Genomic DNA, 15,695 nt, shown 5'->3' with positions numbered 1-15,695 from the left:
AAACCGAAGTTTCGTGCTCAATGAATTCTGTATAAATTGACTATATAGTCACTCATAAGAAATTGAGACTCTAAATTTGTTTGCGTTACCTAGTAAACTAAGTTTCGCTGTTAGAACTCAATCTGTACGAGTGCCCACACAGATGATTGCTTTATATTGTTAAAGAACGTTTGAGATACTTTCGCGCCTCAAGGGCTGTGCATTCTACGCAAGCCATTATTTTTGTCAACACTTAATTTTGAGAAAAGTTTATTTTTTCAAAACTCAGTTTTACTTGACACCCTGAGTTGCTCTTGCCTCGCTAAGCGTTGCTGTCTGCCGTCTCAGTGGGGTCGCATTATAGGGATGCGGCGAATTAACGCAAGTACTTTTTTGAGAAAACTTTAAAAAAACTGCCTTTTGTATCCTTTTTAGTCTAAACACCACAAAAGAGAAACTTTATTAACGCTTCAGTAACTTTTTGACCGTATTTAAGGCCATAAAAGTACAATACTCTAAAAACAAAAAAGCCCAGCAATATAGCTGAGCCTTTAAATAGTTCGCGTTTTTAGGTGTTAAGCAATGCCGTATTGATCACGGTATGCTTTTACTGCAGCTAAATGCTCATCCATTGTGCCTTTAGCTTCTAAGTAACTAATTAAGTCAGCTAGTTTTACAATAGAGATAACTTTAGTGCCAAAGTCACGCTCGACTTCTTGAATAGCAGATAACTCAGCTTTACCTTTCTCTTGGCGGTCAAGTGCAATTAAAACACCACTTAAGTCTGCACCATTATCTGCAATGATTTCCATAGACTCACGAATAGCTGTGCCTGCAGTGATCACGTCATCAACTAACATGATCTTACCTTTAAGTTCAGAGCCTACTAATGTGCCACCTTCACCGTGTGCTTTTTTCTCTTTACGGTTAAAACAATAAGGTACATCTTTGTCGTGATGATCAGCTAAAGCAACCGCTGTAGTCGTTGCGATTGGAATACCTTTATAAGCAGGGCCGAATAATACATCGTAATCAATGCCCGCATCTTCAAGTGCTGCAGCGTAAAAGCGACCCAAGCGTGCAAGGTCACGACCGGTATTGAATAAACCAGCGTTGAAGAAATAAGGGCTAGTGCGGCCAGACTTTAAAGTAAACTCACCAAATTTAAGCACCTGCTTTTCAAGTGCGAATTCAATAAACTCTTTTTGATAATCTTTCATAACTAATAAACCTACTTCTTTATTAAGCTAATGCTTGCTTTTGAACGTCGATAATTTCACGAATTGAGTGCTTAGCTAATGTAAGTAGCTCATCAAGTTCGTCGAATGAGAAAGGTTCGCCTTCAGCTGTACCTTGAATTTCGATGATTTTGCCGGTTTCGGTCAAGATCACGTTCATATCTGTTTCGGCTTCAGAATCTTCTAGGTACTCAAGGTCACTAATTGGTTGACCTTTATATACACCAACTGAAATTGCCGCAATCATATGCTTAAGTGGGTTTGAATTAATCATACCTTTACTACGCATGTAAGTAAGCGCATCAACTAATGCAACGCACGCGCCACTGATTGATGCTGTACGTGTACCGCCATCAGCTTGAATAACATCACAATCGATAGTAATGGTGTTTTCACCTAACGCCTTTAAATCAACCGCAGCACGAAGTGCACGTGCGATTAAGCGTTGAATTTCCATAGTACGACCGCCCTGCTTACCGCGCGATGCTTCACGGCCATTACGAGTATGTGTTGAACGAGGTAACATACCGTATTCAGCCGTAACCCAACCTTTACCTTGGCCTTTCATAAAGCGTGGTACACCAGCTTCAACAGTTGCTGTACACAAAACTTTAGTATTTCCAAACTCTACTAATACTGAACCTTCAGCATGCATAGTGTAATTACGTGTGAATGTAACCGGTCTAATTTGGTTAGGTGTTCTTTCGCTTGGACGCATTAACGATCCCCTTAATTCTGAATTTGCCACATTATAAGTCGATGTGGTGCCAGATGCCATGTTCATTTACATAATTAACTGCATCAGAAAAGCACATTTCAGAAAATTTACGCTAGAGGTTAAAAGCTGATTCGGTATAATCAGTCAACTTTGTAAATTTAATAACACTAGGAAATCATCCATGATCCACAGCATGACAGCTTATGCGCGCCGCGAAATTAAAGGCGAATGGGGCACTGGCACTTGGGAAATTCGTTCAGTAAACCAACGTTACCTTGAAACTTTTATCCGCGCACCTGAGCAATTTCGTGGCATGGAACCAGTTATTCGTGAGCGTTTACGTAAACATTTACAACGCGGTAAGGTTGAAGTTTTCTTAAAGTTTGCTGCAAATCCAGCGCATGTTGGTGAGTTAACGATTAATGAATCACTCGCTGAGCAATTAATTAAAAGCGCACAATGGGTGCAAAACCAAAGCAATGGTGACATTAACCCTGTTGATATTTTACGTTGGCCTGGCGTTATGGAAGCCGAAGAGCTCGATATGGATAGTGTAAACACTGCGCTAATTGCAGGGTTTGACCAAGTAATTGAAGATTTTAAACAAGCTCGCGGCGATGAAGGCGCAAACTTACAAGAAATGATTGCAACTCGCCTTGATGCTATTTTAGAGCAAGTAACCATTGTTGAAGGCCACTTGCCAGAAATTGCTAAATGGCAGCGCGAAAAACTAAACCAAAAGCTAGAAGAACTAAAAACAGACATCGATGAGTCTCGCCTTGAGCAAGAACTTATTTATCTTGCGCAAAAACAAGATGTTGCTGAAGAACTTGACCGCTTAAAGTCGCATGTTAAAGAAACCAAAAAAATCTTAACTAAAGGCGGCGCATGTGGCCGACGCCTAGACTTTATGATGCAAGAGTTTAACCGTGAAGCAAACACGTTAGCGTCAAAGTCTATCAACAGTGATATCACAAACGCTGCTGTAGAACTAAAAGTGTTAATCGAGCAAATGCGCGAACAAATTCAAAACATCGAGTAAACGAGATTTATAGCATTTTTATAAGACCCAGCATCTGCTGGGTCTTTTGTTTTGAAAAGTCTAAAAGCAGGCAAACTTGAGCACTTTTAGCGAAATAAAGTACAATAGTTCAATTAAAGGCTTGGATTAGCGATAGTCCGAGCCTGTTTATTTTTTATTAGAGACAGATCATGGCGCAAACTCGCGGAAATTTATTTATCTTGTCAGCTCCATCAGGGGCTGGTAAATCAAGCTTAATTGGTGCTTTACTAAAGAAACACAGCGATATGAAAGTATCGGTTTCGCATACCACTCGCTCACCTCGTCCGGGTGAAGAAAACGGTGTGCACTATCACTTTGTTTCTGTGGATGAGTTCAAAGCGCTAATTGAGAAAAATGACTTTTTTGAATGGGCGCAAGTGTTCGATAACTACTATGGTACGTCTAAGCAAGCAATCGAAAGCCAACTTGCAGCAGGTATTGACGTATTTTTAGATATCGATTGGCAAGGTGCTCAGCAAATCCGCAAATTAGTTGATGATGTTGAGACTATCTTTATTCTTCCACCATCAAAAGAAGAACTTGAATCACGCTTAAATAACCGTGGTCAAGACTCTGCTGAGGTAATCGCAGGAAGAATGGCAAAAGCACAATCAGAAACATCACACTATAATGAGTATGATTATGTTGTGGTTAACGATGACTTTGATACTGCACTTACAGAAATCGAAACTATTGTTATGGCCAAACGTTTATCGTTAAAAAGCCAAACTGTGCGCCATCAGGCGTTATTAGAGAACTTACTTAAGTAATACTTTTTAAGAATAAGATAAAAATTAACCACAAGCTATTGGCGAATTTAACTTGGTACAGTAAACTACGCCTTTGCTTAAGAATTTATTTGGAGTGCTAAGATGGCTCGCGTAACTGTTGAAGATGCAGTAGATGCAATTGGTAATCGTTTTGACTTAATTTTAGTTGCGGCTCGTCGTGCCCGCCAAATCGCGGTTGGTGGTAAAGATCCACTCGTTGATGCTGAAAATGACAAACCAACGGTTATTGCTTTACGTGAAATTGAGAAAGGGTTAGTAGATAGCTCTTCTATGGACTTAATTGATCGTGAAGAACAACAACATCAAGAAGCAGCAGAAATGGCTGCTGTGGCTGCTATCGTAGGTGGCAACCAGTAATCAAGCTCCCCGCTTTGATTTAGCTATACGGCTAGTATTTCTACACTAGCCGTTGGCAAGCCCTTCTTTTCATCGTATATTCTATTCATACCGTTACCGATTTACTTCATTTGCGCATTGGAGTGTGACTTTGTATCTATTCGAAGGCCTCAAAAAGAAAATATCCGAATACTTACCACCTGCTGATATTGAGCTGGTACAAAAAGCATACGTGGTCGCTCGCGAAGCCCACGAAGGCCAAACACGCTCAAGTGGCGAGCCTTATATCACCCACCCTGTCGAAGTGACACAAATACTTGCCGGCATGCACTTAGATCACGAAACGCTGATGGCTGCCCTGATGCATGACGTGATTGAAGACACCGACTTTAGCCAACAAGACTTAGCTGAAATTTTTGGCGACACCGTTGCCGAACTTGTTGAAGGGGTGAGTAAGCTAGATAAGCTCAGCTTTAAAGATAAAAAAGAATTCCAAGCCGAAAACTACCGCAAAATGATCATGGCGATGACTCAAGATATTCGCGTGATCTTAATTAAACTGGCTGACCGTACTCACAACATGCGTACCTTGGGCGCACTGCGTCCTGACAAACGCCGTCGTATTGCCCGTGAAACATTAGAGATTTATGCACCAATTGCGAACCGCCTTGGTATTCATGATATTAAAAATGAATTAGAAGATTTAGGCTTTCAAGCGTTATACCCGATGCGTCATCGCGCATTAAGATCAGAAGTAGTCAAAGCACGTGGTAACCGTAAAGAAGTTATCAGCAATATTAAGACTGAAATTGAAGCGCGTTTAGAAGAGTCTGGCATCGAAGCAACTATATCTGGCCGCGAAAAACACCTTTATAGCATTTACAAAAAAATGCTTAATAAAGAGCTGTCGTTTAACGAAGTGATGGATATCTACGCATTCCGTATCAATGTTGATAATATGGATACCTGTTATCGTGTATTAGGTGTTGCTCATAACCTTTACAAACCAATAGAAACCCGTTTTAAAGATTATATTGCCGTACCAAAAACCAATGGTTATCAGTCGCTTCATACCTCATTAGTTGGCCCTCATGGTATTCCTGTTGAGATTCAAATTCGTACCCACGACATGGATCATATGGCAGATAAAGGGGTGGCTGCTCACTGGATGTATAAAAAAGCAGGTGATAGCGCAGGCCACACAGCACAGCAGCGTGCTCGCCAATGGATGCAAAGCTTACTGGAGCTTCAGCAAAGTGCGGGCTCATCATTTGAGTTTGTTGAAAACGTTAAAACAGAGCTATTCCCTGAAGAGATCTATGTTTTCACGCCAGATGGCCGTATCGTTGAACTACCTATGGGTGCAACAGCAGTCGACTTTGCTTATGCAGTTCACACTGATGTAGGTAATACCTGTGTAGGTGCACGCGTTAACCGTAAACCTCACCCACTAAGCAAGGCACTTGATACAGGGCAAACAGTCGAAATCATTACCAGCTCAGGGGCGCACCCTAATGCAACTTGGTTAAACTTTGTTGTAACAGGTAAAGCACGTTTAGGTATTCGCAATTACCTGAAGAGCCAACAGCATGAAGAAGCCATGCTGCTCGGTCGACGTTTACTAGACTCAGCACTTGGTGAAACCAAACTGGATGATATTCCAGATGAAAACATTCGCCGTGTACTTCAAGAGCATGAACTTAATACCGTACTTGAGCTATTAGTCGAAATAGGCTCAGGTAATCTTATGAGTGTGCTTATTGCAAAACGCTTGATGCAAGTTGATGCAGACGACCTAGACGACCTTGCACAAAAAGCAAAAGCGACCATCATCGGTACTGAAGGCATGTTAGTTAATTACTCTAAATGCTGCCGACCAGTCCCTGGCGATGCTATTACTGCTTATATTAGCCAAGGTAAAGGCCTTACTGTTCACCGCCAAGAATGTAAAAACATTCGAGGTTGGGAAAAAGAGCGCTCAAAATACTTAGTTGTAAAATGGGACGATAACCCAGAGAAAGAATATATTGCAGCCCTTCGTATTGAGATTATCAATCACCAAGGTGCACTGGCTAAATTAACCAATGTTGTTGCCTCAACCCAAGCCAACATTGTTGAAATAGCGACTGACGAAAAAGAAAGTAATTTATACATGATAGATTTAGGCATCACGGTTAAAAACCGCGTTCATGTTGCTAACATTATGCGCCGCATTCGCGTTATGCCTGATGTGCAAAGAGTCTATCGTAAAAAGTAACAAGGATAATCATGAACAAATCTTTTATTTCTACTGATAATGCGCCTGCAGCAATCGGTACTTACAGCCAAGCAGTTAAAGTAGGCACGGCTGTTTATTTATCAGGTCAAATCCCACTTGTACCAGAGACGATGGAAGTGATCTCTGAAGACTTTACTGAGCAAACTCACCAAGTATTCAAAAACCTAACAGCTGTTTGCCAAGCTGCGGGTGGTCAAATTCAAGACATGGTAAAAGTGAATATCTTTTTAACTGACCTATCTAACTTTGCGATTGTTAACGAAGTGATGAGCCAGTACTTTAAGCAACCATACCCTGCACGTGCCGCAATTGGCGTACGTGCGCTACCAAAAGGCGTGCAAGTTGAAATTGACGGTATCATGGAGCTACCTTCAACAAACTAATCAGCCCTGCCAGCAACGCAAAGTTGCTGGCACTTTTTTAGAAAAAGTTCTTACTTCCCTCACCCGAAATTCTTGACTCATTAGCAAATCTCTAGCACTCTGTTGTTATAACAAGTAAAACCTTTAGCTAATGTAGTAAAAAAGGATCTCCAGGTGTTTAAGCTCGCTCACAACGGCAACGTTTTATTAGATGTTCATGAAAACTCACCTCCTAGTGCTGCGTTTATTATCGAAGCATTAGAAAAGTCACCATTTTGCGAATGCAGAGTGGATCATGAAGCTATCAATAATTTCTTTAAAAGCGATTCAAATGAGCGCATGCTTGTTGTTGCCTCTAAACATGATGCGAGCCTAGTTGTTACCCTGAGTGATGACAAAATGCTGGCTACAGGCGAGCTGACTTTAGCTGAAGGCGGCAAAGTCATGACGCTTGACGATGCTAAAAAAGAGCTTATCAAAGCAGGTGTTGCCCGCGGTTATAAGCAAGCTTTCTTAGAAAAGTTATTACAACAACAGTTTGAGCTACCTGCAGGTGAAGTTGCTAAAGGAGTGCTCGCAAAAGGCCGTTTACCGATTGATGGCCAACCGTCTAAGTTTGTACCACAGGTTGAGACCTTAAAAGACCGCTTAAAAACACCTAAGCTACGTGAAGACGGCACAGCCGATATGCGTGACTTTGGCAAGCTCGCCAGTGTCGAACCTGGTGTATTACTTATAAAACAAATTCCTGCTACTCCTGGCAAAGAAGGCTTTACTGTTACTGGTGATGTACTTCCTGCAAAACCGGGGGAAAACACCAAACTAGTCGCAGGTGAAGGCACCGAAATATCAAAAAACAACCCGCTTGAGCTAATTTCTGTGATCGCTGGTGTACCAGTGGATATTGCCAACGGTATGCGTGTCGATGATATTTTTACTATTGCCGATGTAAACGTAAAAAGTGGTCACGTAGATTTTGAAGGTAGCGTCATTGTGACTCATAACGTTGAACCAGGCATGCGTATTAATGCCAAAGGCGATATCACAGTTATGGGTACTGTGGAATCAGGCCATTTATCAGCGGCTGGCGATATCACTATAAAACAAGGTGTAATTGGTCACCAGCTCGAAGATAAAAAGTTGTCTTGTAATATTATCAGCCAAGGTGACATTCACTTATCACATGGTCAATACTGCTACCTTGAAGCCAATAATATTCTTATTGAACGTCAAGCCAGCCATTGTACGATGAAAGCCACTAAGCTATTGCAAATAGGCCAAGAAGATAACCCGCAAGGCAAGCTATTCGGCGGAGAGATCTTAGACGCACAAATGTTAATTGCCGGCGAAATTGGCAATGAATCTGGCGCTAAAATGGTCATTCACTTAGCGGCTTCGGGTGCTGATGTCACCGCGCAAACAGATCAGTGTTTAAAAGATTTAGCACAAACAGATGCACAACTTGATACATTACAATCAGCTATCGAAAAAGCAGATCAAGTAAAAGACGCCGAAAAGAAAAAACAGTTACTCGCAAAGATTGGTGCCACACAAATGCACTATTGTGAACAAGCTGAAATACTAGAGAAAAAGCTATCAAGCTTAGAGCATCACCTTCATGATTTGCTGGAAGATGCGCAATTGGTCGTTAATAAAAAACTGCATTCAGGGGTCGAAATTCACATTTTCGAAAAAGTTCTACTCACTAACCGCCAATACCCACCGTGTAAGGTAAAGCTTGAAGAAAACAAGGTTGAGGTAGAGTTTAAAACCAGTTAATAAAAAAAGAGGCTTAAAGCCTCTTTTTACCAGGGTCATTACTCTTTAAAGAATTCCTTCCACTTGCTGTTTTAGCTGTTCAGGCCAAACACCAACTTGTACTTGCCCGATATGCTGTTTTTGTAACAGCAACATAGCGAGTCGTGATTGACCAATTCCGCCACCTATTGTTTGCGGAAACTTTTTCGCCAGTAGCTGTTTATGCCAATCAAACTCTAGGCGAGCTTGGTCGCCTGTAATCGCTAATTGTGTAGCTAATGCATCAGGGCTTACACGAATGCCCATTGAAGAGATTTCAAATGCATCTTCAAGCACAGGGTTCCAAACTAAAATATCACCGTTTAAACCTGCAAATTTACTACAGGTTTGTGTTGACCAATCGTCATAATCCGGTGCTCGTACGTCATGAATTTTACCATCGGCAAGTGTGCCGCCTATACCAATTAAAAATACCGCACCGTATTCTTGTGCTACCGCTTTTTCACGTTGTTTCGCTGTAAAGTCAGGATACATCTGACGTAGCTGTTCACTGTGTACAAAAGTGATTTGCTCGGGCAAAAACGGCGTTAAATCAAACTCGCTTGCGACAAAGCGTTCGGTTGCTTTAATCGCCTGATAAAGTGATGTCACGGTTTCTTTTAGCTTGTCTAAGGTACGTTCAGTGCTCTCGCAAATCACTTTTTCCCAGTCCCATTGGTCAACATACACCGAGTGAATTGGGCTTAAAGATTCTTCATCAGGACGAAGCGCCTTCATGTGCGTATAGAGTCCTTCACCTACCGAAAAATCGTAATCAGCCAAGGTTTTGCGTTTCCACTTAGCTAATGAGTGGACTACTTCAAATTGGCTACCCGGAATTGTTTTCACTGCTACCGATACAGCATTTTCAGTACCGCTTAAGTTATCTTGAATACCATCGCCTACTTTAGCCAAGATCGGCGCTTGTACTTCAACTAACCCTAATTGTTGTTCTAATTGGCTTGAAAAAAACTGTTTTACTTTACTAATTTGCTGCTGTTGCTGCAGGTAGTGTGAACTCATAATAATTGGCCTCATTCCCAGTTATTGTTACTTGCTTAATTAGAGAAACCCGCTGCTTGGCCCCTCCTGTTAAAACAATCCTCAACTAAACAAAGGTAATTTTCAATAACCCGCAATAAAAAGAACTTAACATTGAAATTTTCATAAAAATAATGCTATAAAATTTATTGATTCAATAATTAACACTAATAAATACCATGGAAAATTATCAAATCGATAATCTCGATAAAAACATCCTTAATGCTTTAATGGAAAATGCGCGAACAGCGTATGCAGAACTCGCTAAACGCTTTGCAGTAAGTGCCGGGACTATTCATGTACGGGTCGAAAAGATGAAACAAGCGGGAATTATTACAGGCACCCAAGTCAGTATTGATGCCAAACAGCTTGGTTACGATGTTTGCTGTTTTATTGGTATTAACCTCAACAATGCCCGTGATTACCCACAAACTTTACTGCATTTAAAAGAGCTAGAAGAAGTCGTAGAAGCCTATTACACCACAGGTAATTACAGTATATTTATCAAAGTGATGGCACGCTCAATTGATCATCTACAAGATGTGTTAATTAACAAAATACAAGCCATCGAAGCTATTCAATCAACAGAAACGCTGATCTCATTACAAAACCCTATTAGCCGTGCTGTTGTTCCCTAGGGTATAATCAGCGCCAATTAGAATCCGTCAACGAGCACACAACTATGGATACAACTCGCTTTGAGCGTGTTAAGCGCGTGTTAGACCGCCGCCAAACGGACCTAACGGTTTGTTTAGAAGAAGTGCATAAGCATCATAATTTATCAGCCATTGCTCGCACAGCTGACGCGACAGGCTGCCATCATGTTCATGCTGTATGGCCAGAGAATCAAAAATGGTTAACTAACAATACCTCAGGTGGTAGTAAAAACTGGCTAGAAACTCACTTGCATCGCAATATCGATGAAGCCGTTGCTATGATGCGTGCACAAAATCCGGAAGTACAAATTTTAGCAACTCACCTCAGCGACGATGCAGTCGACTTTCGTGAAATAGATTACACCAAACCGACGGCTGTTATTGTTGGCCAAGAACGTGATGGTATTTCACCACGCGCCCTCGCTCATGCTGATAAAAATATCATTATCCCAATGCAAGGAATGGTGCAATCTCTTAATGTATCTGTTGCTGCGGCACTTATTCTATTTGAAGCTCAGCGCCAACGTGAAGAAGCCGGACTTTACAACCGCGATATGCTTGATGCGAAAGTTAAACACCGCATCTTGTTTGAGGGCTGCCACCCTATCATTGCCGAACAATGCCGCGAAAAAGAGCTACCGTACCCTGAGCTTGATGAAAATGGTGAAATTGTTGCTGATGAAACGTTCTGGAACATTTTAAAACACACGCAACCGCTTGAAGCCACTAACGAGTGCAAGTAAACTGAAAAACAGTCTACTAATTAATAATTTGAGTCACCTTTGAGTCATCCTAGCTTAGCGTTATACCCAATTACTGAATTAAAAGGCGTCGGCCCGAAAATGGCCGAGCGCCTTGCTAAGCTAAATATTCATACGGTGCAAGACATGCTGTTTCATTTGCCTCACCGCTATGAAGACCGTACCCGCATTCACCCAATCTGTGAACTTCAACCGCATAGCCATGTTAGTGTTGAAGCCACCATTGAAACCAGCCAAATTACCTTTGGAAAAAGACGCATGCTGGTTTGCCAAGTAAATGATGGAACGGGCCGATTGACGCTGAGGTTTTTTAACTTTAGCGCGGCTCAAAAAAATGCCTTAAGTACAGGTAAAATCATTCGTTGCTTTGGTGAGATCCGCCGTGGCAGAGTTGGCTTTGAAATGACACATCCGGAATACAGCTTATCGGATACCCCTTCTGAGCAACCAACTAATACCACGCTTACGCCGGTTTATCCTGTTACCGAAGGGCTAAAACAGTTATCTATTCGTGCACTAAGCGATCAAGCACTTGCACTACTAACTAAATACCCTGTCGAAGAGTTACTGCCAGAACAGTTTCAGCCAACCGGAATGCGTTTAGCCGATGCACTTATGACCTTACATCGCCCACAAAACGATGTTGATTTAACTGCCCTTGAACAAGGTATGCACCCTGCCCAGCAACGGCTAGTTTTTGAAGAGTTGCTTGCGCAAAACTTAAGCCTTTTAAAGCTGCGCCAAAAAGGGCAAACGGTAAAAGCGGTTGCTTTAAAGCCTCATAACCAACTTGAGCAACAGTTTTTAGCTAATTTAGCCTTTAGCCCAACTAACGCGCAAAGTCGTGTGGTGGCAGAAATCAAAGGTGACTTACAACACCCGTTTCCGATGATGCGCCTAGTACAAGGCGATGTTGGCTCAGGTAAAACACTCGTCGCAGCACTCAGTGCGCTCACCGCTATCAGCGAAGGCTACCAAGTCGCTTTAATGGCACCAACAGAGATTTTATCAGAGCAACATGGCATCAACTTTAGCCAATGGTTTAATCAACTCGGTGTTGAAGTCGCTTGGTTAGGTGGCAAAAGTAAAGGTAAAGAGCGCGCTGTTACTCTCGAAAAAATAGCCTCTGGGGAAGCGCAAATGATTGTTGGCACCCATGCGTTATTTCAAGAACAGGTTGAGTTTAACAATCTCGTTTTAATTATTATTGATGAGCAACACCGCTTTGGTGTTCATCAGCGCTTATCACTGCGTGAAAAAGGCCGCTTTGGTGACTGTTACCCGCATCAATTAGTGATGACAGCAACACCTATCCCGCGAACGCTAGCAATGACAGCCTACGCTGACTTAGAAACCTCAGTGATTGATGAGTTACCACCCGGTAGAACGCCTATCACAACGGTGGCGATTCCAGATGCACGCCGAGACGAAATCATTCAACGTGTGAGAACAGCGTGCACAGAGCAAGGTCGTCAAGTGTATTGGGTTTGCACTCTGATTGATGAATCTGAAGTACTGCAATGCCAAGCCGCGGAAGATAGCGCTGAGCAATTGAAAGCAGCATTGCCAGAATTAAACGTTGGCTTAGTGCATGGCCGGATGAAAGCCGCTGAAAAGCAAGCCATTATGAGTGAGTTTAAAGCGGGCAATATTCATGTACTTGTTGCCACAACGGTGATTGAAGTAGGTGTTGATGTGCCAAATGCCAGCCTTATCATTATTGAAAACCCTGAGCGGTTAGGGCTTGCACAACTCCACCAGCTGCGCGGCCGTGTTGGTCGTGGGGCTACGGCATCACACTGTGTTTTACTCTATCACGCGCCATTATCAGCTACAGCGCAAAAACGCTTAGGTGTGCTGCGTGAAAGTAATGATGGCTTTGTTATTGCTGAGCGAGATCTCGAAATCCGTGGCCCTGGTGAAGTACTTGGTACCAAACAAACAGGCCTAGCCGAATTTAAAATCGCCGACTTAAACCGCGATAAACAAACACTCGACCATGTAAGACCCATTGCCTTCAAAATTTTGAACGACTATCCAGAGCTTACCGATAAATTGATTCAACGTTGGCTTGCAGGCAAATCAAACTACGCACAAGCTTAATCGCAAGTCTAACTTTTCTGCTAGAACAAAAAAGCCCAGCTAATTAGCTGGGCTGACAAGTTAGGGAGTTATCCAAAGGTTGGATTAGAACTTGTATTCAATACCAACACCTAGGTAGTCTTGGTCAACTTGATTGTCTGTATCAAACGTTGAGTAGAAACCAAATACTTTGGTGTTTTTGCTAAGCTTGTGATCAACACCTGCAGAAATAGCTGTTTTCTTGTCGCCTTCGTCAAAGTCAATTACTTGGTACTGTACTTTGAAAGTGTTGCTATTCATTTGGTAAGCAGCATTTACTAAGTAACCATCAGCTTCTGCACTACCATCCACTTTTTCTTGTGTTTGGTACATAGCACCTAGTTTGAAGTCACCTAGTTTACCCTGTACTGTTGCACGAACAATGTCGTAGCCTTTAACTTCGCTGTCAGCTGCTACTGATGCATAAAGTTTGCTTTCTTTAAGTTTTGCATCGCCGTAAGTTAACGCTACTGAGTAACCATTATCAGCATCTACGTCATCTTCAGCTACATAAGTTGCTAATACTTTGAAGCCACTGAAGTCTTTAGAAGCATAAGAAATTGTGTCGCCTAAACGGTTTTCACCTTTAAATGCGTTCTTGATATCACCTTCAAGGTCATTGAATAAATCAACTTTACCTTGAGACTGCTTCATTGCTGTATCGTTACGACCGATAACAACTTGACCAAAGCTACCTTTAACACCTACGTATTGGTTACGTGCAGTGATGTTATCGTCATTGTCGCCTTTTGAATCAGCGTCTGATACGTCTACACCAAACTCAAATTTATAAACCGCTTCTAAGCCTTCAGAAATTTTTTCTGAACCTTTTAAGCCAAAACGTGAGTTATTGCTTTTAATTTCAGTGAAAGACCCTTCGCCATCATCTGATGATTGAACAGTCACGTTTGCTTTACCATATACATCTACATCAGCTAATGCAGAAAAAGATAAACCACCAAATAAAGCTAGGAATAAGCTAGACTTTGCAAATTTCATGTCGTTTCCTCAATAATCGCAACAAAAAACACATGTTGTGTTTCAATGCGCGCAGTGTGACAGCGAAAAATGACAGAAAGATGACAATTGAAACAAAAGCGTCAATTTAGCTTCATAAAATGTAATTATTTTTGAAATAAAAACGTAACCTGCTGTTACAGCATTAATTTTTTATGAAAGCTAAATTAAATTAATTTTAAGCTTTTATTTGTAGTTCAGTTAATAAGGTCACTAACTTCTCTAATAAAGGGGTTTGCTCATTATCTCTGTGATAAGCAACAAACACATCACGCGAAGTATGCGCAACATCTTCAACATGATAAAGCTCACCAGATTCAAGCTGCTCTTCAACTAATAACTGAGGAATAAACGCGCTACCGCCGCATTTCAAAATTAAATCAAGCGCAATACGACCTGTACTGGTTCTGAAATAAGGAGGAGCGTGACCGTTAAACTCACGAGCATGCCATAAAGAAAAGGTGGTACCCCAGTCGACATAAACATATTGGTTATCGAAAAAGTTTTCACTATTTGCAGTTTCAAAGGCGCTCACTGGAATAATGGGTAGCTCACAAATTCGCTGTACAACCAGTTCATCTACTTTAGGGGGATCGAACAACACCGCCAAATCTAATGTACGTTCCAATAATAAGCGAGTACTCTCTTGCTGTGCTTTAACTTCAGCAACTAACGACACACCCGGCATAGCAGAAACAATATTAGTAATACCAAACTGTAAAAATGCATCCCAAATATTAGGTGTTCCCGCTAAGCTAATTTGCTTGTGCATATTATCTGCAAGTGCCACATCAACTTTTGCGCGCTGCATACCTGTAATGATCATTTGTGCGTGTGGCAGTAGTCGCTCACCTGGCGCCGTTAACTGTATGTTGTTTCGTTGACGAATAAATAAGTTAACACCTAAACCTTGCTCTAATTGTCGGATCCGAAAACTCACTGCAGACTGTGTAATATATAAATTTTCAGCTGCTTTACCGAAATGGCGCGTACGAACCACTTCAACAAAAGTCTTCAATAAATCGATATCCATTTTTTACCCTTACGATAAAAATAATTTGTTTAATAAAATCGACAACTTGATCCATACTCCAGCAAGAAATTAGGGCATGAGGATAAAGCCATGAGCAATGACATTTCATCACTTCGTCAGGCATTTGCAAGCCAACGTCAATTCTATGATGATCAAAATTTCCCACGCGGTTTTGGTCGTAGTGGTCACTTCACTTTGCTAGAAGCCGACATTCTCGAGCAGCATGGTGTTGTTCTAAAGGGTTTATACAACAAAACCCTAGAACCACAAAATGAATTTCAAACTCAATTTGTACAAGTTGTTACCGGTAACCTTGAAGCGACTAATCCGATTGAGCGCGCTTGGATCAAATACCTTAAGCAAACAACCTGTAAAACCAAGTTTCACACATTATTTGGGCGCTCTCGCATTGCGACCTCAACACCACAAAGTGTTGAATATTATTCTGAGTCAGACAGCCTATAACAATTTGCTTTTTTACCCTTTTAGGGTTAAAACTTGTAA

The 15,695-nt window shown here is 41.6% G+C and carries 15 protein-coding genes; 10 read left to right on the top strand and 5 right to left on the bottom strand.

Annotation, left to right across the window (positions count from 1 at the left end):
• Positions 1-554: 554 nt before the first annotated feature.
• Both pyrE and rph read right to left on the bottom strand, forming a co-directional pair.
• Positions 555-1,199, bottom strand: a complete 645-nt coding sequence (pyrE, locus tag AN394_RS15080) for an orotate phosphoribosyltransferase (RefSeq protein ID WP_054554229.1) — start codon at positions 1,197-1,199, stop codon at positions 555-557.
• Between the two features lie 22 nt (positions 1,200-1,221).
• Complete coding sequence (gene rph, locus AN394_RS15075) at positions 1,222-1,935, bottom strand: ribonuclease PH (RefSeq protein ID WP_054554228.1); 714 nt, start codon at positions 1,933-1,935, stop codon at positions 1,222-1,224.
• Between the two features lie 181 nt (positions 1,936-2,116).
• Between rph and AN394_RS15070 the strand changes: the two genes are divergently transcribed.
• From AN394_RS15070 to AN394_RS15045, 6 genes are all read left to right on the top strand, one after another.
• Positions 2,117-2,977 (top strand): YicC/YloC family endoribonuclease, encoded by an 861-nt coding sequence (locus tag AN394_RS15070; protein WP_054563424.1) that lies wholly within the window; start codon positions 2,117-2,119, stop codon positions 2,975-2,977.
• Between the two features lie 170 nt (positions 2,978-3,147).
• Positions 3,148-3,768 (top strand): guanylate kinase, encoded by a 621-nt coding sequence (gene gmk, locus AN394_RS15065; RefSeq protein ID WP_054563423.1) that lies wholly within the window; start codon positions 3,148-3,150, stop codon positions 3,766-3,768.
• Positions 3,769-3,870: 102 nt separating this feature from the next.
• The gene (gene rpoZ / locus AN394_RS15060; protein WP_054554225.1) at positions 3,871-4,146 is read left to right on the top strand and encodes a DNA-directed RNA polymerase subunit omega; all 276 of its coding nucleotides are present in this window, start codon (positions 3,871-3,873) and stop codon (positions 4,144-4,146) included.
• A gap of 130 nt (positions 4,147-4,276) precedes the next feature.
• Positions 4,277-6,382, top strand: a complete 2,106-nt coding sequence (gene spoT / locus AN394_RS15055) for a bifunctional GTP diphosphokinase/guanosine-3',5'-bis pyrophosphate 3'-pyrophosphohydrolase (RefSeq protein WP_055021901.1) — start codon at positions 4,277-4,279, stop codon at positions 6,380-6,382.
• A gap of 11 nt (positions 6,383-6,393) precedes the next feature.
• On the top strand, positions 6,394-6,786 hold the full coding sequence (locus AN394_RS15050; RefSeq protein ID WP_054554223.1) for a RidA family protein: 393 nt from the start codon (positions 6,394-6,396) through the stop codon (positions 6,784-6,786).
• 153 nt (positions 6,787-6,939) lie between these two features.
• The gene (locus AN394_RS15045; protein ID WP_054563420.1) at positions 6,940-8,544 is read left to right on the top strand and encodes a DUF342 domain-containing protein; all 1,605 of its coding nucleotides are present in this window, start codon (positions 6,940-6,942) and stop codon (positions 8,542-8,544) included.
• Between the two features lie 45 nt (positions 8,545-8,589).
• On the opposite strand, the gene asnA is transcribed toward AN394_RS15045, so the two are convergent.
• On the bottom strand, positions 8,590-9,585 hold the full coding sequence (asnA, locus tag AN394_RS15040) for an aspartate--ammonia ligase (RefSeq protein ID WP_054563419.1): 996 nt from the start codon (positions 9,583-9,585) through the stop codon (positions 8,590-8,592).
• 197 nt (positions 9,586-9,782) lie between these two features.
• Here asnA and asnC point away from each other — a divergent pair, with 197 nt between their 5' ends.
• From asnC to recG, 3 genes are read left to right on the top strand one after another with little or no spacing between them, the layout of a single operon-like run.
• Positions 9,783-10,241, top strand: coding sequence for a transcriptional regulator AsnC (asnC, locus tag AN394_RS15035; protein ID WP_054554220.1), 459 nt, complete (start codon positions 9,783-9,785; stop codon positions 10,239-10,241).
• A gap of 44 nt (positions 10,242-10,285) precedes the next feature.
• The gene (gene trmH, locus AN394_RS15030; protein WP_054563418.1) at positions 10,286-11,002 is read left to right on the top strand and encodes a tRNA (guanosine(18)-2'-O)-methyltransferase TrmH; all 717 of its coding nucleotides are present in this window, start codon (positions 10,286-10,288) and stop codon (positions 11,000-11,002) included.
• 39 nt (positions 11,003-11,041) lie between these two features.
• Positions 11,042-13,123, top strand: a complete 2,082-nt coding sequence (gene recG / locus AN394_RS15025) for an ATP-dependent DNA helicase RecG (protein ID WP_054563417.1) — start codon at positions 11,042-11,044, stop codon at positions 13,121-13,123.
• Between the two features lie 84 nt (positions 13,124-13,207).
• Here the strand turns inward: recG and AN394_RS15020 are convergent, their stop codons facing one another.
• Together AN394_RS15020 and AN394_RS15015 are read right to left on the bottom strand one after the other, a co-directional pair.
• Positions 13,208-14,140, bottom strand: coding sequence for a porin (locus AN394_RS15020; RefSeq protein WP_054563416.1), 933 nt, complete (start codon positions 14,138-14,140; stop codon positions 13,208-13,210).
• 196 nt (positions 14,141-14,336) lie between these two features.
• Positions 14,337-15,191 carry a LysR family transcriptional regulator gene (locus tag AN394_RS15015; protein WP_054563415.1) on the bottom strand — a complete coding sequence of 285 codons (855 nt, stop codon included), beginning with the start codon at positions 15,189-15,191 and terminating at the stop codon, positions 14,337-14,339.
• A gap of 90 nt (positions 15,192-15,281) precedes the next feature.
• Here AN394_RS15015 and AN394_RS15010 point away from each other — a divergent pair, with 90 nt between their 5' ends.
• Entirely contained in the window at positions 15,282-15,656 is a 375-nt protein-coding gene (locus tag AN394_RS15010; RefSeq protein ID WP_054563414.1) for a DUF413 domain-containing protein, read from the top strand.
• Positions 15,657-15,695 lie beyond the last annotated feature (39 nt).

Origin of the sequence: Pseudoalteromonas sp. P1-26, assembly GCF_001401795.1 — a bacterium.
Classification (GTDB): domain Bacteria; phylum Pseudomonadota; class Gammaproteobacteria; order Enterobacterales; family Alteromonadaceae; genus Pseudoalteromonas.
Note: the sequence above shows the minus strand (reverse complement) of the source record. Positions and strands in the feature narration are given on the sequence as shown.

What these genes read in the sequence shown, in the direction of transcription:
- pyrE (WP_054554229.1), bottom strand. Translation starts at nt 1,199, where the DNA reads ATGAAAGATTATCAAAAAGAGTTTATTGAATTCGCACTTGAAAAGCAG.
- rph (WP_054554228.1), bottom strand. Translation starts at nt 1,935, where the DNA reads ATGCGTCCAAGCGAAAGAACACCTAACCAAATTAGACCGGTTACATTC.
- AN394_RS15070 (WP_054563424.1), top strand. Translation starts at nt 2,117, where the DNA reads ATGATCCACAGCATGACAGCTTATGCGCGCCGCGAAATTAAAGGCGAA.
- gmk (WP_054563423.1), top strand. Translation starts at nt 3,148, where the DNA reads ATGGCGCAAACTCGCGGAAATTTATTTATCTTGTCAGCTCCATCAGGG.
- rpoZ (WP_054554225.1), top strand. Translation starts at nt 3,871, where the DNA reads ATGGCTCGCGTAACTGTTGAAGATGCAGTAGATGCAATTGGTAATCGT.
- AN394_RS15050 (WP_054554223.1), top strand. Translation starts at nt 6,394, where the DNA reads ATGAACAAATCTTTTATTTCTACTGATAATGCGCCTGCAGCAATCGGT.
- asnA (WP_054563419.1), bottom strand. Translation starts at nt 9,585, where the DNA reads ATGAGTTCACACTACCTGCAGCAACAGCAGCAAATTAGTAAAGTAAAA.
- asnC (WP_054554220.1), top strand. Translation starts at nt 9,783, where the DNA reads ATGGAAAATTATCAAATCGATAATCTCGATAAAAACATCCTTAATGCT.
- trmH (WP_054563418.1), top strand. Translation starts at nt 10,286, where the DNA reads ATGGATACAACTCGCTTTGAGCGTGTTAAGCGCGTGTTAGACCGCCGC.
- AN394_RS15020 (WP_054563416.1), bottom strand. Translation starts at nt 14,140, where the DNA reads ATGAAATTTGCAAAGTCTAGCTTATTCCTAGCTTTATTTGGTGGTTTA.
- AN394_RS15015 (WP_054563415.1), bottom strand. Translation starts at nt 15,191, where the DNA reads ATGGATATCGATTTATTGAAGACTTTTGTTGAAGTGGTTCGTACGCGC.
- AN394_RS15010 (WP_054563414.1), top strand. Translation starts at nt 15,282, where the DNA reads ATGAGCAATGACATTTCATCACTTCGTCAGGCATTTGCAAGCCAACGT.